Annotated in this window: 13 protein-coding genes; 4 read left to right on the plus strand and 9 right to left on the minus strand. The window is 72.6% G+C overall.

What is annotated here, in order from left to right:
• The first annotated feature begins 68 nt into the window (after nt 1-68).
• Entirely contained in the window at nt 69-2,051 is a 1,983-nt protein-coding gene (locus ACWXWW_RS00155; protein WP_455968123.1) for an alpha/beta hydrolase family protein, read from the plus strand.
• A 4-nt stretch (nt 2,052-2,055) separates the two neighbouring features.
• Complete coding sequence (locus tag ACWXWW_RS00160; RefSeq protein WP_455968125.1) at nt 2,056-2,832, plus strand: hypothetical protein; 777 nt, start codon at nt 2,056-2,058, stop codon at nt 2,830-2,832.
• A gap of 18 nt (nt 2,833-2,850) precedes the next feature.
• Here ACWXWW_RS00160 and hflX read toward each other — a convergent pair whose 3' ends face one another.
• Nucleotides 2,851-4,374, minus strand: coding sequence for a GTPase HflX (gene hflX / locus ACWXWW_RS00165; RefSeq protein WP_455968126.1), 1,524 nt, complete (start codon nt 4,372-4,374; stop codon nt 2,851-2,853).
• Between the two features lie 161 nt (nt 4,375-4,535).
• Between hflX and ACWXWW_RS00170 the strand changes: the two genes are divergently transcribed.
• Nucleotides 4,536-5,174 (plus strand): class I SAM-dependent methyltransferase, encoded by a 639-nt coding sequence (locus ACWXWW_RS00170; protein WP_271174253.1) that lies wholly within the window; start codon nt 4,536-4,538, stop codon nt 5,172-5,174.
• Here ACWXWW_RS00170 and ACWXWW_RS00175 read toward each other — a convergent pair.
• A complete protein-coding gene (locus ACWXWW_RS00175; RefSeq protein WP_271174252.1) occupies nt 5,171-6,064 on the minus strand; it encodes a LysR family transcriptional regulator ArgP in 894 nt (297 codons plus the stop codon). The genes ACWXWW_RS00170 and ACWXWW_RS00175 overlap by 4 nt on opposite strands.
• 75 nt (nt 6,065-6,139) lie before the next feature.
• Here ACWXWW_RS00175 and ACWXWW_RS00180 point away from each other — a divergent pair, with 75 nt between their 5' ends.
• On the plus strand, nt 6,140-6,820 hold the full coding sequence (locus tag ACWXWW_RS00180; RefSeq protein ID WP_421075980.1) for a LysE/ArgO family amino acid transporter: 681 nt from the start codon (nt 6,140-6,142) through the stop codon (nt 6,818-6,820).
• On the opposite strand, the gene dapF is transcribed toward ACWXWW_RS00180, so the two are convergent.
• From dapF to ACWXWW_RS00215, 7 genes are all read right to left on the minus strand, one after another.
• Complete coding sequence (gene dapF, locus ACWXWW_RS00185) at nt 6,821-7,693, minus strand: diaminopimelate epimerase (protein WP_282980016.1); 873 nt, start codon at nt 7,691-7,693, stop codon at nt 6,821-6,823.
• A gap of 58 nt (nt 7,694-7,751) precedes the next feature.
• Nucleotides 7,752-8,669 carry a tRNA (adenosine(37)-N6)-dimethylallyltransferase MiaA gene (miaA, locus tag ACWXWW_RS00190; protein ID WP_455968128.1) on the minus strand — a complete coding sequence of 306 codons (918 nt, stop codon included), beginning with the start codon at nt 8,667-8,669 and terminating at the stop codon, nt 7,752-7,754.
• The gene (miaB, locus tag ACWXWW_RS00195) at nt 8,666-10,213 is read right to left on the minus strand and encodes a tRNA (N6-isopentenyl adenosine(37)-C2)-methylthiotransferase MiaB (protein ID WP_455968129.1); all 1,548 of its coding nucleotides are present in this window, start codon (nt 10,211-10,213) and stop codon (nt 8,666-8,668) included. The genes miaA and miaB overlap by 4 nt, the downstream gene beginning before the upstream one ends.
• A gap of 49 nt (nt 10,214-10,262) precedes the next feature.
• Nucleotides 10,263-11,198: a regulatory protein RecX gene (locus tag ACWXWW_RS00200; RefSeq protein ID WP_455968131.1), complete on the minus strand. Its 936-nt coding sequence runs from the start codon at nt 11,196-11,198 to the stop codon at nt 10,263-10,265.
• Nucleotides 11,199-11,205: 7 nt separating this feature from the next.
• Nucleotides 11,206-12,267 carry a recombinase RecA gene (gene recA, locus ACWXWW_RS00205; RefSeq protein ID WP_271174246.1) on the minus strand — a complete coding sequence of 354 codons (1,062 nt, stop codon included), beginning with the start codon at nt 12,265-12,267 and terminating at the stop codon, nt 11,206-11,208.
• Nucleotides 12,268-12,527: 260 nt separating this feature from the next.
• Nucleotides 12,528-12,746: a DUF3046 domain-containing protein gene (locus ACWXWW_RS00210; RefSeq protein WP_282980008.1), complete on the minus strand. Its 219-nt coding sequence runs from the start codon at nt 12,744-12,746 to the stop codon at nt 12,528-12,530.
• Nucleotides 12,747-12,752: 6 nt separating this feature from the next.
• The gene (locus ACWXWW_RS00215) at nt 12,753-13,067 is read right to left on the minus strand and encodes a helix-turn-helix domain-containing protein (protein ID WP_271174244.1); all 315 of its coding nucleotides are present in this window, start codon (nt 13,065-13,067) and stop codon (nt 12,753-12,755) included.
• Nucleotides 13,068-13,110 lie beyond the last annotated feature (43 nt).

The following is a 13,110-nucleotide window of genomic DNA, read 5'->3' on the forward strand; positions in this document are numbered from 1 at the left end:
GCCCGCGCGCGGGCGCGGGAGCATCTGTGACGCTCCGTGTCGGAACGTCGCCGGTTACCGTGGAGGACATGACGCAGACGCTCCCGTTCGGCTCGTGGCCGTCGCCCATCGCGGCGTCCGACATCGCGGGGAACTCCCCGCGCCTCGGCGACGCGCGGTTCGTCGGGGGCGACGTGTGGTGGGCCGAGGGCGTCGCGGCCGAGCGGGGGCGCACAGCGGTGCTGCGGGCGAGCGACGGCGCGAGCGTTCTTCCCGCGCCCTGGAGCGCGCGGTCTCGCGTCCACGAGTACGGAGGCGGCGCGTGGACCGCGGCCGACGACGGCGCACTCCTCTTCGTCGAGCAGTCGGATCAGCGCGTGTACCTGCGCACGGCCGATGCGGAGCCCATCCCGCTCACGCCCGCTGGCACCGGCATGGCGTTCGGCGACCTCGTCCTCGCGGAGGGCCGACTGTGGGCGGTCCGCGAGACGCAGGGCGCCACGGGGGCTCCCCGTCGCGACATCGTCGTCATCCCGCTCGACGGCAGCGCGGCGGAGGACGCGTCCGCGATCGTGAGCGTCGTCGCAGGGAGCGACTTCGTCGCCTACCCCGCACCGCGCGCTGGCCGGCTCGCGTGGATCGCGTGGGACCATCCGGACATGCCGTGGGATGCCGCGGAGCTGCGCGTCGGGCGCATCGAATCGGATGGGCGCGTGCGCCGCTGGACAACACTCGCCGGCGGGCGCGGCGTCGCGGACGGGCAGGATGTGTCGGCGCTGCAGCCCGAATGGGCGGCGGACGATGAGCTCCTCTTCGTCGCGGACCCTCCTGCCGCGCCCGGCGGCCCTGCCCGATGGAACCTCCGCCGCGCCCGGCTCGACGCGGCCGGAGGCGCCGTCGTGGAGCCGCTCCTGCCTGCCGACGCCGACACGGGCGGGCCGCTCTGGAATCTCGGGACCTGCTGGTACGCGCGGCTCGAGGACGGTCGGATCGCCGCGGTGCAGACGAACGGACGCGACCGGCTCGTGCTCGTCGATCCCGGAACGCGGGCGGTGACGGAGCTCGAGACGCCGCTCGGGCAGATGCTCGTCAAGGACGTCGACGGCGCGCGCCTGCTGCTGTCGGGCGCCGGCCCGCGGACGCCGGGCGGCATCTGGCTCCTCGACGTCGACGCGCGGACCTTCGCGCCGGTGCGCGGCGGGGAGACCGACCTCGACCCGGCGTGGATGCCCGAGGCTCTGCCGCTGTCGTTCCCCGGGCCGCGCGGGGATGTGCACGCCTTCGCGTATCCGCCGACGAACCCGCTCGCGACGGGCCCCGAGGGCGACCTGCCGCCGTATCTCGTGCTCGTGCACGGGGGCCCGACCGCGCACGTCTCGGGCGACCTCTCCCTCGCGGTCGCGTACTTCACGAGCCGGGGCATCGGCGTGCTCGATGTCAACTACGGCGGATCGACCGGCTACGGGCGCGCGTACCGCGAGCGCCTCAAGGGCGGATGGGGCGTGGTCGACGTCGAGGACGTCGCGGCCGCCGCGCGCGGCATCGCCGAAGCCGGCATCGCCGACCCCGCGCGCCTCGCGGTGCGCGGAGGATCCGCGGGCGGATGGACCGTGCTGTGCGCGATCGCCGACACCGACGTGTTCTCGGCCGGGATCAGCCGCTACGGCGTCGCCGACCTGCGGATGCTCGTCGCCGAGACGCACGATTTCGAGGCGCGCTACATCGACGGCCTCGTCGGCCCGCTCCCCGAGGCGGAGGAGCTGTACGCGAGGCGATCGCCGCTGTCTCGCCCCGAAGCGCTCCGCACGCCCCTCCTCATCCTCCAGGGCGCGGACGACCCGGTCGTGCCGCCCTCGCAGGCCGAGGCGCTGCGCGACGCGCTCGCGGCGAACGGGGTCCCGCACGCCTACCTCCTGTTCGAGGGCGAGGCGCACGGGTTCCGCGGACGCGAGGCGATCATCCGCTCGTTCGAGGCCGAGGTCGCGTTCCTCGGCGCCGTCCTCGGGTTCGAGACGCCCGGCGTGCCGCCCCTCGAGATCGAGGGCCTGTCCGACCCGCGGGGTACGGTCTGACGCGATGGAACTGACAGCGCTCGTGCTCGCCGCGATCGGCGGCGCCGACCTCATCCGCGCGGCAGCGCAGGGCGCGCGACTGCGCACGGCGGGCGTGTCTGCCGTGCTCGTCGTCTGCGCGCTCGCCGGCGCGGCGCTCGGCGCCGATCCGCTCGCGTCGCTCGTCCTGGCGCTGGGCCCGGTCGTCGCCGCGCTCGGCTGGCTCGCGACCATGCGCGCCGACGACTCTCCGCTCGGCTTCCTCCCGGTCGTGCTCCTGGGCGGCATCGCCCTGACGGCGATCGTCGTCCCGCCGCCCGCGGTCGCCATCCGCGTCGAGTGGGGGCAGGGCGAGGGCCTTCCCCTGTCGATCGTCCTCCTCGGGGCCGGCGGCGCCCTGTTCCTGCTCGAGTCGGCGAACCGGGTCGTCCGCACGGCGCTGCGCACGGAGGACGTCCCCGCGGACGGCGACGTCGCCCCGTCGCGGCGGCGGCGCCTCTTCGGCCAGCGGGGCGAGCGCGACACCGCGGCGCCCGACCCTCAGGACGTGCACACGCTCCGCGGCGGACGCCTCATCGGACCGCTCGAGCGGATCGTCGTCGGCGGCCTCCTGCTCGCGCACGCCTACCCGGTCGTCGCCGCGCTCATCGCGGCCAAGGGCATCGTGCGCTTCCCCGAGATCTCCCGCGACCGCGAGCGCGGCACGCAGGCGGAGTACTTCCTCGTCGGGAGCATGGTGAGCTGGGCGCAGGCGCTCGCGATCACCGCCCTCGTGTGGCTGGGGTCCGCCGCGCTCGGCTGAGCGAGACGGACCCCGCCCTCACCCCGCGCTCGAGAAGCGCTCGAGCTCGGCGGCGAGACGCGGCGACACGCGCGCATGGACCCGCGTGCCCCCGGACTCATGCTCCTGCTCGAGGAAGAGGCCGGTCTCGTGGATGGCCGAGATGAGATCGCCGCGGTCGTAGGGAACGAGGGCTCGCACCTCCACGGCGGGAACGGGAAGCGCCGCCTCCACGACGGCGCGGAGCTCCTCGATGCCCTCGCCCGTGCGGGACGAGACGAACACGGCGTCGGGCTCGAGACCGCGCAGCACGAGGCGCGCGTCCTCATCGATGAGATCGGCCTTGTTGAACACGATGATCTCGCGGATGTCGCGCGCGCCGACATCCGCCATCACATCGCGGACGGTCGCGATCTGGCCGGCCGGATCCGGGTGGTGCGCGTCGACGACGTGCACGATGACGTCGGCGTCGGCGACCTCCTCGAGCGTCGAGCGGAACGCCTCGACGAGCTGATGCGGCAGGTTGCGCACGAACCCGACCGTGTCGGCGAACGTGAACACGCGCCCGTCGGATGTCTCGGTGCGCCGCACGGTCGCGTCGAGCGTCGCGAAGAGCGCGTTCTCGACGAGCACCCCCGCGCTCGTGAGGCGGTTCAGAAGCGACGACTTGCCCGCGTTCGTGTACCCGGCGATCGCGACCGACGGGACGGTGTGCCGCTTGCGCTCGGAGCGCTTGGCGTCGCGCGCGGGCGCGAAATCCCTGATCTGCTTGCGCAGCTGCGCCATGCGGGTGCGGATGCGGCGGCGATCGAGCTCGATCTTCGTCTCACCCGGTCCGCGCGAGCCCATGCCCGCTCCGCCCGCGCCGACCTGTCCGCCCGCCTGTCGGCTCATCGACTCGCCCCAGCCGCGCAGACGCGGCAGGAGGTACTCGAGCTGGGCGAGCTCGACCTGGGCCTTGCCCTCTCGGGTCTTCGCGTGCTGGGCGAAGATGTCGAGGATGACGGCGGTCCGGTCGATCACCTTGACCTTGATGACGTCCTCGAGCGCACGCCGCTGGCTCGGGGCGAGCTCGGCGTCGGCGATCACGGTGTCGGCGCCGGCGGACATCACGATGTCCTTGAGCTCCTCCGCCTTGCCGCGCCCGATGTAGGTCGCGGGGTCGGGATGCGGGCGGCGCTGCAGGACGCCGTCGAGCACGGTCGAGCCCGCCGTCTCGGCGAGCGCGGCGAGCTCCCGCAGGGAGTTCTCCGCGTCGACGAGCGAGCCCTGCGCGTACACGCCCACGAGGACGACGTTCTCGAGACGCAGCTGGCGGTACTCGACCTCCGTGACGTCCTCGAGCTCGGTGGACAGACCGGCGACGCGTCGGAGTGCGTGGCGCGCCTCGAGGTCCCACTGGTCGCCGTCGGTCGTCGACCCGGCCACGGTTCCCGCATCCTGCAGCGCCTGCGCTGCTCCGAAGATGCGGACGCCCGAGCGCGCCTCCGCGTGCGAGAGCACGCGATCGACCGGGTCCGTCGTCGGATCGGTCTGCACGTCGGGATGGAAGGTGTCGGTCAAAGGGTGCCTTTCGTGGTGGTGTGCGCTCCGCGGGCCCGGGTCGGCGTGCGTCCGGGTGCGATGAGCCCTACAGGATACCGCGCGCGGGGATCGCGGGACAGGCGGTTGCGGGAACGAGGGTGTTGCGTGCGACCCGGATGCCTCCGGTAATCTCGAGGATCATGGGGGACCACTACTTCAGCGCGCATCCCTCCGCCCCCGAGCAGCTCCGTCGCATCCGCGTGTCCCTCGCCGACCGCGACGTCGAGGTGACGACCGCGGGCGGGGTCTTCAGCCCGGATCACGTCGACAGCGGCACCCGCGTGCTGCTGTCGAACACCCCTGAGCCTCCCGCCGGCGGCGACTTCCTCGACCTCGGCGCCGGCTGGGGCCCGATCTCCCTGTCGCTGGCCATGCTCTCTCCGCGCGCTCGGATCTGGGCGGTCGACGTCAACGAGCGCGCGCTCGATCTCGTCCGTCGCAATGCCGATGAGCTCGGCCTCGACAATGTCAACGCCGTGCTGCCCGAGGATGTTCCCGACGGGATCTCGTTCCGCACGATCTGGTCGAACCCGCCCATCCGGGTCGGCAAGGCCGTGCTGCACGAGCTCATGGAGACGTGGCTCCCCCGACTCGCCGAGCGCAGCGATGCCTACCTCGTCGTGCAGCGCAACCTGGGCTCCGACTCCCTGCACCGCTGGCTCGACGCCGCTCTCGACGACCGCTTCAGCGTCCACCGCCACGCGACGGCCAAGGGCTTCCGCGTGCTCAAGGTGCGCCGACACGGCAGCCCGGCGACCGGAGCCGTCGAGATCGCCTAGCCGCGCTCGGGCGGCAGCGCGGCGCGCGCGGCCGTGACGACCGCCTCGCGGATGGCCGTGAGCAGCGGCGACCGCAGGTTCCACTGCTGCCAGTAGAGCGGGACGCGCAGCCGCGGCTCGCCCAGCTTCACGAGCAGTCCCGTCTCGATGCCCGGCTTCGCCTGCAGCGGAGGGAGCATCCCCCATCCGAAGCCCAGCCGCACGGCGGCGGCGTAGTCCTCGGATGCCGGGACGTAGTGGCGGGGCGGCCGCGACGGGTCGACGCCGCGCTCGCGCAGCCAGGCCGACTGCACGTCGTCGGCGCGGTCGAAGTCGATCAACGGCGCGCCCGCGAGTGCGCTCGCTGTGACGCCGTCGGGGAGCCACCGAGCGACGTAGCCCGGCGTCGCGACGGCGTCGTAGATCGTGTCGCCCAGGGCGGTGACCGTGCACCCCGCGATCGGCTCGCGCTGCGACGTGACCGCCGCCATGACGGTTCCGGCCTCGAGCAGCGCGGCCGTGCGGTCCTCGTCCTCGCGGCGCAGCTCGAAGGCGACGTCGTGCGTGCGGGTCACCGGCTCCAGCCCCGGCAGCAGCCACGTCGCGAGCGAGTCGGCGTTCACCGCGATCGGCACGCTCATCCGTCCGGGCCCCTCGAGCCCGAGCGCGACGCTCGCATCGTGCGCAAGCAGCCCGTACTGCCGCGCGAGGCGCACGACGACCGCGCCCGCCTCCGTGGCGCGGGCGGGCTTGGAGCGGACGATGAGCACGCGCCCGAGCTGCGCCTCGAGCGACCGCAGCCGCTGGCTGACCGCCGACGGAGTGATCCGCAGCGCGCGAGCGGCGCCCTCGAGGCTCCCCTCATCGACGATCGCGGAGACAGTGCCGGCGAGTTCGGGCGAGATCTGCATAAGCAGAGCTTAACGAGCGTCAGAATCGTTAGATCCGCTTTTCGCTTCTCGCGGCGGGCGCGTAGCGTCGAGAGCATGTTCAGCGCCCTGCTCGCCGGCTTCGGCCTCTGCCTCTCGCTCATCGTGGCGCCCGGTGCGCAGAACGTCTTCCTCCTCAAGATGGGCATCCGCCGCCAGCACGCGGTCGCACTCGCGGTGACCTGCTTCCTCAGCGACGTCGCGCTCGTCGCGGCGGGCGTCGCCGGATTCGGCGTGGTCGTGGAGCACCTGCCCTGGCTCTTCGACGCCGTCAAGTGGGCGGGCGTCGTGTTCCTCGCGGGATACGCTCTCGCGGCGGGGTGGCGCGCCCTCCGGCCGACGGGCGAGACGCTCGCGGTCGCCGAGGAGCCGGGCGTCGACCGCGAACCGGAGTCCTCGGCGGGACCGCGCACGAGCACGGCGACGATCGTCCGTCCGCGCACGGCGACCACGGCGCTCCTGCCGGCCGTCCTCGCGTGCCTCGCGATCACGTGGCTCAACCCGCACACGTATCTCGACACCGTGCTGCTGCTGGGCTCGATCTCCGCGAGCTACGGCGACGCCCGTTGGCTCTTCGGCCTCGGCGCGGTGCTGGGAAGCGCCGTCTGGTTCGCCTTCCTCACGGCGATGGCGCGCGTCGCGGCGCGCTGGCTGCGCTCCCCGCGCTCGTGGCGCGTCCTCGACGGAGCGATCGCGGTGATCATGGCGGCGCTCGCGACGACGCTCGCCTTCGCCTGATCAGGCGAGCGCGACGGTGCCCGAGAACACGAGGGTCGCCGGTCCCGAGAGCGCGACGTGCTCGCCCTCCTCGGTCGGGAACATCCGCACCCCGAGCGTTCCGCCGGGCACGTCGACCCGCCAGAAGTCAGGGGCGTCGGCGCCCGCCCAGTCGCGGACCGCGAGGGCCGCGGCCGCCGTCCCCGTTCCGCAGGAGAGGGTCTCCCCCACGCCGCGCTCGAACACGCGCATGCGGATGCGTCCGATGCCGTCCTTCACGCCCTGCGGGACGACGAACTCGATGTTCGCTCCGTGGGGCGGCACCGGGTCGATGATCGGCTGCACCGTGAGATCCAGGCCGGCGAGCTCCTCCTCGGAGGCGAGCGCCACCACGACGTGCGGGTTGCCGACGTCGATGCCGAGGCCCGGCCGTGCGACGCTGAGGCCCCGCGCGCGCACGAGCGGGTCGCCCGGCTCGGCGCGCCATCGCCCGAGGTCGACCTGGAAGCCCGTCTCGCTGCGTGTGATGTCCTTGACGCCCGCACGAGTGCCGATCGGCAGCGTCGAGCCCGCCGGCAGGTCGGCGAGGCCGGCGTCGAGCAGATAGCGCGCGAACACGCGCGTGCCGTTGCCGCACATCTCGGCCTTCGAGCCGTCGGCGTTGCGGTAGTCCATGAACCACTCGGCGGCCGGTTCCTCCGCGAGCGACGCGGCGCCTTCCGGGAGCGCCGCCGAGCGCACCACGCGCAGCAGGCCGTCCGCGCCGATGCCGAAGCGCCGGTCGCACAGCGCCGCGATCTGGTCGTCGGTGAGGTCCAGCTCGCCTTCCGGGTCGGCGACGATGACGAAGTCGTTGCCCGTGCCGTGTCCCTTGGTGAACTGGATCTCCGTCATCCCCCCAGTCTATGGCCGCGGGATGGCGGCGGCCGGGGCACGGGGACGTCGGGCGGGCTCAGCGCAGGGCGTCGACGAGCGGGACAGCGCCCGCGTCGAACCAGCGCACCTCGGGGTACCGCCGGAACCACGAGACCTGCCGTCGTGCGTAGCGGCGCGTGAGCGCCTGCGTCTCGGCGATCGCCTCCTCCTCGGAGAGGGTGCCGTCCAGCTGCGCGAGCGCCTGGGCGTAGCCGATCGCGCGCCGCGCGGTCGCCCCCTGCTCGAGCCCCTGCGTGCGGAGGTGCTCGACCTCCCCCACGAGACCCTCGTCCCACATCCGCTCGACGCGCCGGTCGAGGCGCTCGACGAGAGCCGCCCGCTCGAGGTGGAGACCGAGGATCGTCGCAGGACGCCACAGCTCGGGCGCCTCCGGGAGAGCGGCGCCGTGCGTGGACGCGCCCTGCGCGAGGACCTCGAGGGCGCGCACGATGCGGCGGCCGTTGCGCGGGTCGACGCGTGCGGCGGTCTGCGGGTCCTCGTGCTGCAGACGCGCGTAGAGCGCGCCGGGCCCCGAGGTCTCGAGCTCGGCCTCGAGGCGCGCGCGCAGAGCCGGGTCGCGCGGCGGGAAGCGGAAGTCGAAGAGCACGCTCGAGACGTAGAGCCCCGATCCGCCGACGAGGATCGCGTCGTGCCCGCGGGCGAGCGCGGCGTCGATCGCCGCGCGCGCGTCGACCTGGTAGCGCGCGACGGCGGCCTCCTCGGTCACCTCCAGGACGTCGAGGAGGTGATGCGGGATGCCGCGGCGCTCGGCCACGGGGAGCTTGGCCGTGCCGATGTCCATGCCGCGGTAGAGCTGCATGGCGTCGGCGTTCACGATCTCGGCGTGCCGACCCGCCGCGGCGACGGCCTCGGCGATCTCGAGCGAGAGGTCGCTCTTGCCCGTTCCCGTCGCTCCGACGACGGCCCAGAGCCGCGGGGAATCCGCGAGCGTCACACGCCGACGCGGATGGTGGGCAGGCCGAGCCGCACGGCGCCCGAGGCGCTCGCGCCGGGTGCCGCGGGCACCGCGCACGACTCCGCCTGCGAGCGATCCCATGCGTCGCCCGCGCGCGTGCGCCGGATGCGCAGCGGCGCACCATCGGGGCTGTCCGCGAGGAGGTGGAAGGGCGCAGCGTGCGTGATCTCGACGGTCACGACGTCGCCGGGGCGCGGGCGCTCCGAACCTTCCGGCAGCTCGAAGTGCACGAGCCGGTTGTCCTCCGCGCGGCCCGTGAGGCGGTGGGTCGCGGCGTCCTTCTTCCCCTCGCCGGTCGACACGAGCACCTCGACCGACCGGCCGAGCTGCTTGTGGTTCTCCTCGAGCGAGATGCGCTCCTGAAGGGCGATGAGGCGGTCGTAGCGCTCCTGCACGACCTCCTTCGGAACCTGGTTCGGCATGGTCGCCGCCGGCGTGCCCTCGCGGATCGAGTACTGGAACGTGAACGCGTTCGCGAACCGCGCCTGCTCGACGACGCGCAGCGTGTCCTCGAAGTCGGCGTCCGTCTCACCCGGGAAGCCGACGATGATGTCGGTCGAGATCGCGGCGTGCGGGATGCGCTCGCGGACACGATCGAGGATCCCGAGGAACTTGGCGCTGCGGTAGGACCGGCGCATCGCCTTGAGGATGCTGTCGCTGCCCGACTGCAGCGGCATGTGCAGCTGCGGCATGACCGCGGGAGTCTCGGCCATCGCCGCGATGACGTCGTCGGTGAAGGCCGCAGGGTGCGGGCTCGTGAAGCGGATGCGCTCGAGGCCCTCGATCTCGCCGGCGGCGCGGAGCAGCTTCCCGAATGCCTCGCGATCGCCGAACTCGACGCCGTACGTGTTCACGTTCTGGCCGAGCAGGGTGACCTCGATCGCGCCGTCGTCGACGAGCAGGCGGATCTCGCTGAGGATGTCACCGGGCCGACGGTCCTTCTCCTTGCCGCGCAGGCTGGGCACGATGCAGAACGTGCAGGTGTTGTTGCACCCGACGGAGATCGAGACCCATCCCGAGTAGGTCGAGTCGCGCTTGGTCGGGAGGGTCGACGGGAACACCTCGAGGGACTCGAGGATCTCGACCTCGGCCTCGCCGTTGTGGCGCGACCGCTCGAGGAGCTCAGGCAGCGAGCCCATGTTGTGGGTTCCGAAGACGACGTCCACCCATGGCGCGCGCTCGAGAACGGCTTCCTTGTCCATCTGGGCGAGGCAGCCGCCGACCGCAATCTGCATGCCCGCGTGGGCGTCCTTGCGGGACTTGAGATGACCGAGCGTGCCGTAGAGCTTGCCCGACGCGTTCTCGCGGACCGCGCACGTGTTGATGACGACGAGATCGGCCTCCTCGCCGGGCGCCGCCTTGACGTAGCCGGCGCTCTCGAGCGAGCCGGAGAGGCGCTCGGAGTCGTGCACGTTCATCTGGCACCCGAAGGTGCGGACCTCGTACGAGCGAGCGCGTCCCTGTGCGTCGAAGGCTGTGGGCGAGGGCTCGATGAGCGTGGGGGCGCTGGATGGCGTAGTCATGACCAGGACATTCTACGTTCCGCTCCCCGCGGGCGCGCCGAGGGATCGCTCAGCGGAACCGCACGCTGTGACCGCCGCCGCGTGCCTCGTCGAGTGCGCGACGCGCCGCGGTCATCGCGAGCGAGCCGCCGAACCCCCGCCGCGCGAGCTGGCCGACGAGCCGCCGGAGAGCGGTGTCGTCGTCATAGCGCACGAGGCTCCGCGCCTTCCCGCGCGCGAACTCGAGCGCGCGCTCCTCGTCGTCGTCGGGCAGGTCGTCGAGCGCGGCGTCGATCACGTCGCGCGGGATGCCGCGGGACGACAGCGCCTGCGCGATCGCGCGGCGCCCCTGGTTCTTGCGCGTCGTGCCGGCGTGGACGAGCTGCTCCGCGAGGGCGGCGTCATCGAGTGCGCCGAGCCTCTCCAGCCGGTCGATGATCTCGTCGACCAGGCCCGCGTCGACCTCGTCCTTCCGCAGCCGCATGCGCGCCTCGCTCACGGAGAGCGAGCGCGACCGCAGCGCCTTCAGCAGCCGAGCCTCCGCAGCGTCGGCGACCTCCGATGGCCCCCGCTCGTCGTCGGAACCAGCGGGGTCGACGGCAGGCGCGACCTCCACGAACCGCACACCGTCGCGCACGGTCGTCGTGACGGCCGGGACGGGAGCGATGCGCCGCTCGCCGGCCCCGAGATCGCGCCAGGTCGTGTGCCAGCGTTCGCCGGACGCCTCGTCGGACGCTCGGGCGTCATCCGCGCCGTCGCCGCTCGTCGACTCGACGCCGTTCGGGATGACGTCGCCGGGGATGGCGCCGTCCGCCGCGTGCCGGCTCGCCCTCCCAGCCGGATGCGCCGACCTCGCGGGATCGGCGACGCCGGCCGCCCCGCGGTCGGCGTCATCGGATGGGCGCGTGCGGCGCGTGGGGTGGGAGGGTGCCACCGGCCCCCTCCCACCGAAGAGCGGGATCACGGGGGCGAGGTCGCCCTCGCCCCCGTCGGCCACGTCGCTCATGCGCGCCTCACGCCGTGCGGCGGACCGGCTCGACCGCCGCGGGCGCGGACTCTGCCGAGGCCGCGACGCCGCGCTGGCCGATTCCGAGCTTGTCCTTGATCTTGTTCTCGATCTCGAGTGCGATGTCGGTGTTCTGGATGAGGAAGTTGCGCGCGTTCTCCTTGCCCTGCCCGAGCTGGTCGCCGTCGTAGGTGTACCAGGAGCCGGACTTCTTCACGATCCCGTGCTCGACGCCGAAGTCGATGAGGCTGCCCTCGCGCGAGATGCCGACGCCGTAGAGGATGTCGAACTCGGCCTGCTTGAACGGCGGAGCCATCTTGTTCTTGACGACCTTGACGCGCGTGCGGTTGCCGACCGCCTCGGCGCCGTCCTTGAGGGTCTCGATGCGGCGGATGTCCATGCGGACGGACGCGTAGAACTTGAGCGCCTTTCCTCCCGCGGTGGTCTCGGGAGACCCGAAGAACACGCCGATCTTCTCGCGCAGCTGGTTGATGAAGATCGCCGTGGTCTTCGTCTGGTTCAGACCGCCCGTGAGCTTGCGGAGCGCCTGCGACATGAGGCGGGCCTGGAGGCCGACGTGCGAGTCGCCCATCTCGCCCTCGATCTCGGCGCGCGGAACGAGCGCGGCGACCGAGTCGATGACGACGAGGTCGATCGCGCCCGATCGGATGAGCATGTCGGCGATCTCGAGCGCCTGCTCTCCGGTGTCGGGCTGCGACACGAGGAGCTGGTCGATGTCGACGCCGAGCTTCTGCGCGTACTCGGGGTCGAGCGCGTGCTCGGCGTCGATGAACGCGGCGATGCCGCCCGCGCGCTGCACGTTGGCGATCGCGTGGAGCGTGAGCGTCGTCTTTCCCGAGGATTCGGGGCCGTAGATCTCGATGATGCGGCCACGCGGGATCCCGCCCACGCCGAGCGCGACATCGAGCGCGATCGACCCCGTGGGGATGACCTCGACGGGCGCGCGCTCGTCGCTGCCCAGTCGCATGACAGAGCCCTTGCCGAACTGCTTGTCGATCTGTGCGAGGGCCGACTCGAGGGCCTTCTCGCGGTCTGCTGGTGCGGGCATTTCCTGTTCCTTCTCCACTCGTGAACCGCCGCCTGTAGGCTGTCGCGCTCCGACCGGATGGCCGAGGACTGCGACAAGGCGCGTGGCGCTGATGCCGACTCCCACGCTACGGAGGACCACCGACATCGCCGCCGGACCGCCGCATCTGTGGAGGGATATCGTCCCGGAACCACGTTGTGCACGAGACTACGCTCTCTTCGAACGCACCTTCGATGACACGCCGATGAACGCGATCCGAGAATCGAACGGCGGGCGCGGGCTCAGCGTCGCGGTTCGAGCCGGCCGACTCCGTGCCGGCGTGCGGGAGGGACGTCCGTCTCGATGCACAGCGCCTCCCAGATGTCGCGCGGAGGCACGCCGGCCTCGAGCGCCTCCTGGGCGGTGCGCCCGATGCCCGTGAGCACCAGATCGTGCACGAGCGAGGCCGCGCGACCGCCGAACTCGGCGTCGACGGCGCGCAGGAACTCGCTGCGGCGCATGCGCGGTCAGCGGAAGGACAGCTCGGGCTCGACCTCGGCGATGAGGTCGTCGGGCACGACGTCGGGGAACGCCTGCACGTCGAGTCCCTCGAGCACCGCGATGCGATCGCCCACCGTCCGGTAGATCGTGGAGATGGGCACGTCGAGCGCCTCGGCGACCGAGGCGAGGATCTCGCTCGAGGCCTCCTTCTGGCCCCGCTCGACCTCGCTCAGGTATCCGAGCGCGACGCTCGCCTTGCTCGCGACCTGACGGAGGGTCTGGCCCTTCTGCTGGCGGAAGCCGCGCAGAACGTCGCCGATCTCTTGACGAACCAGGATCATGACTATCCCCTCCTCACTCCACCATCCGACGGATGCATCAGAG

Source organism: Microbacterium sp. KNMS (assembly GCF_053851835.1).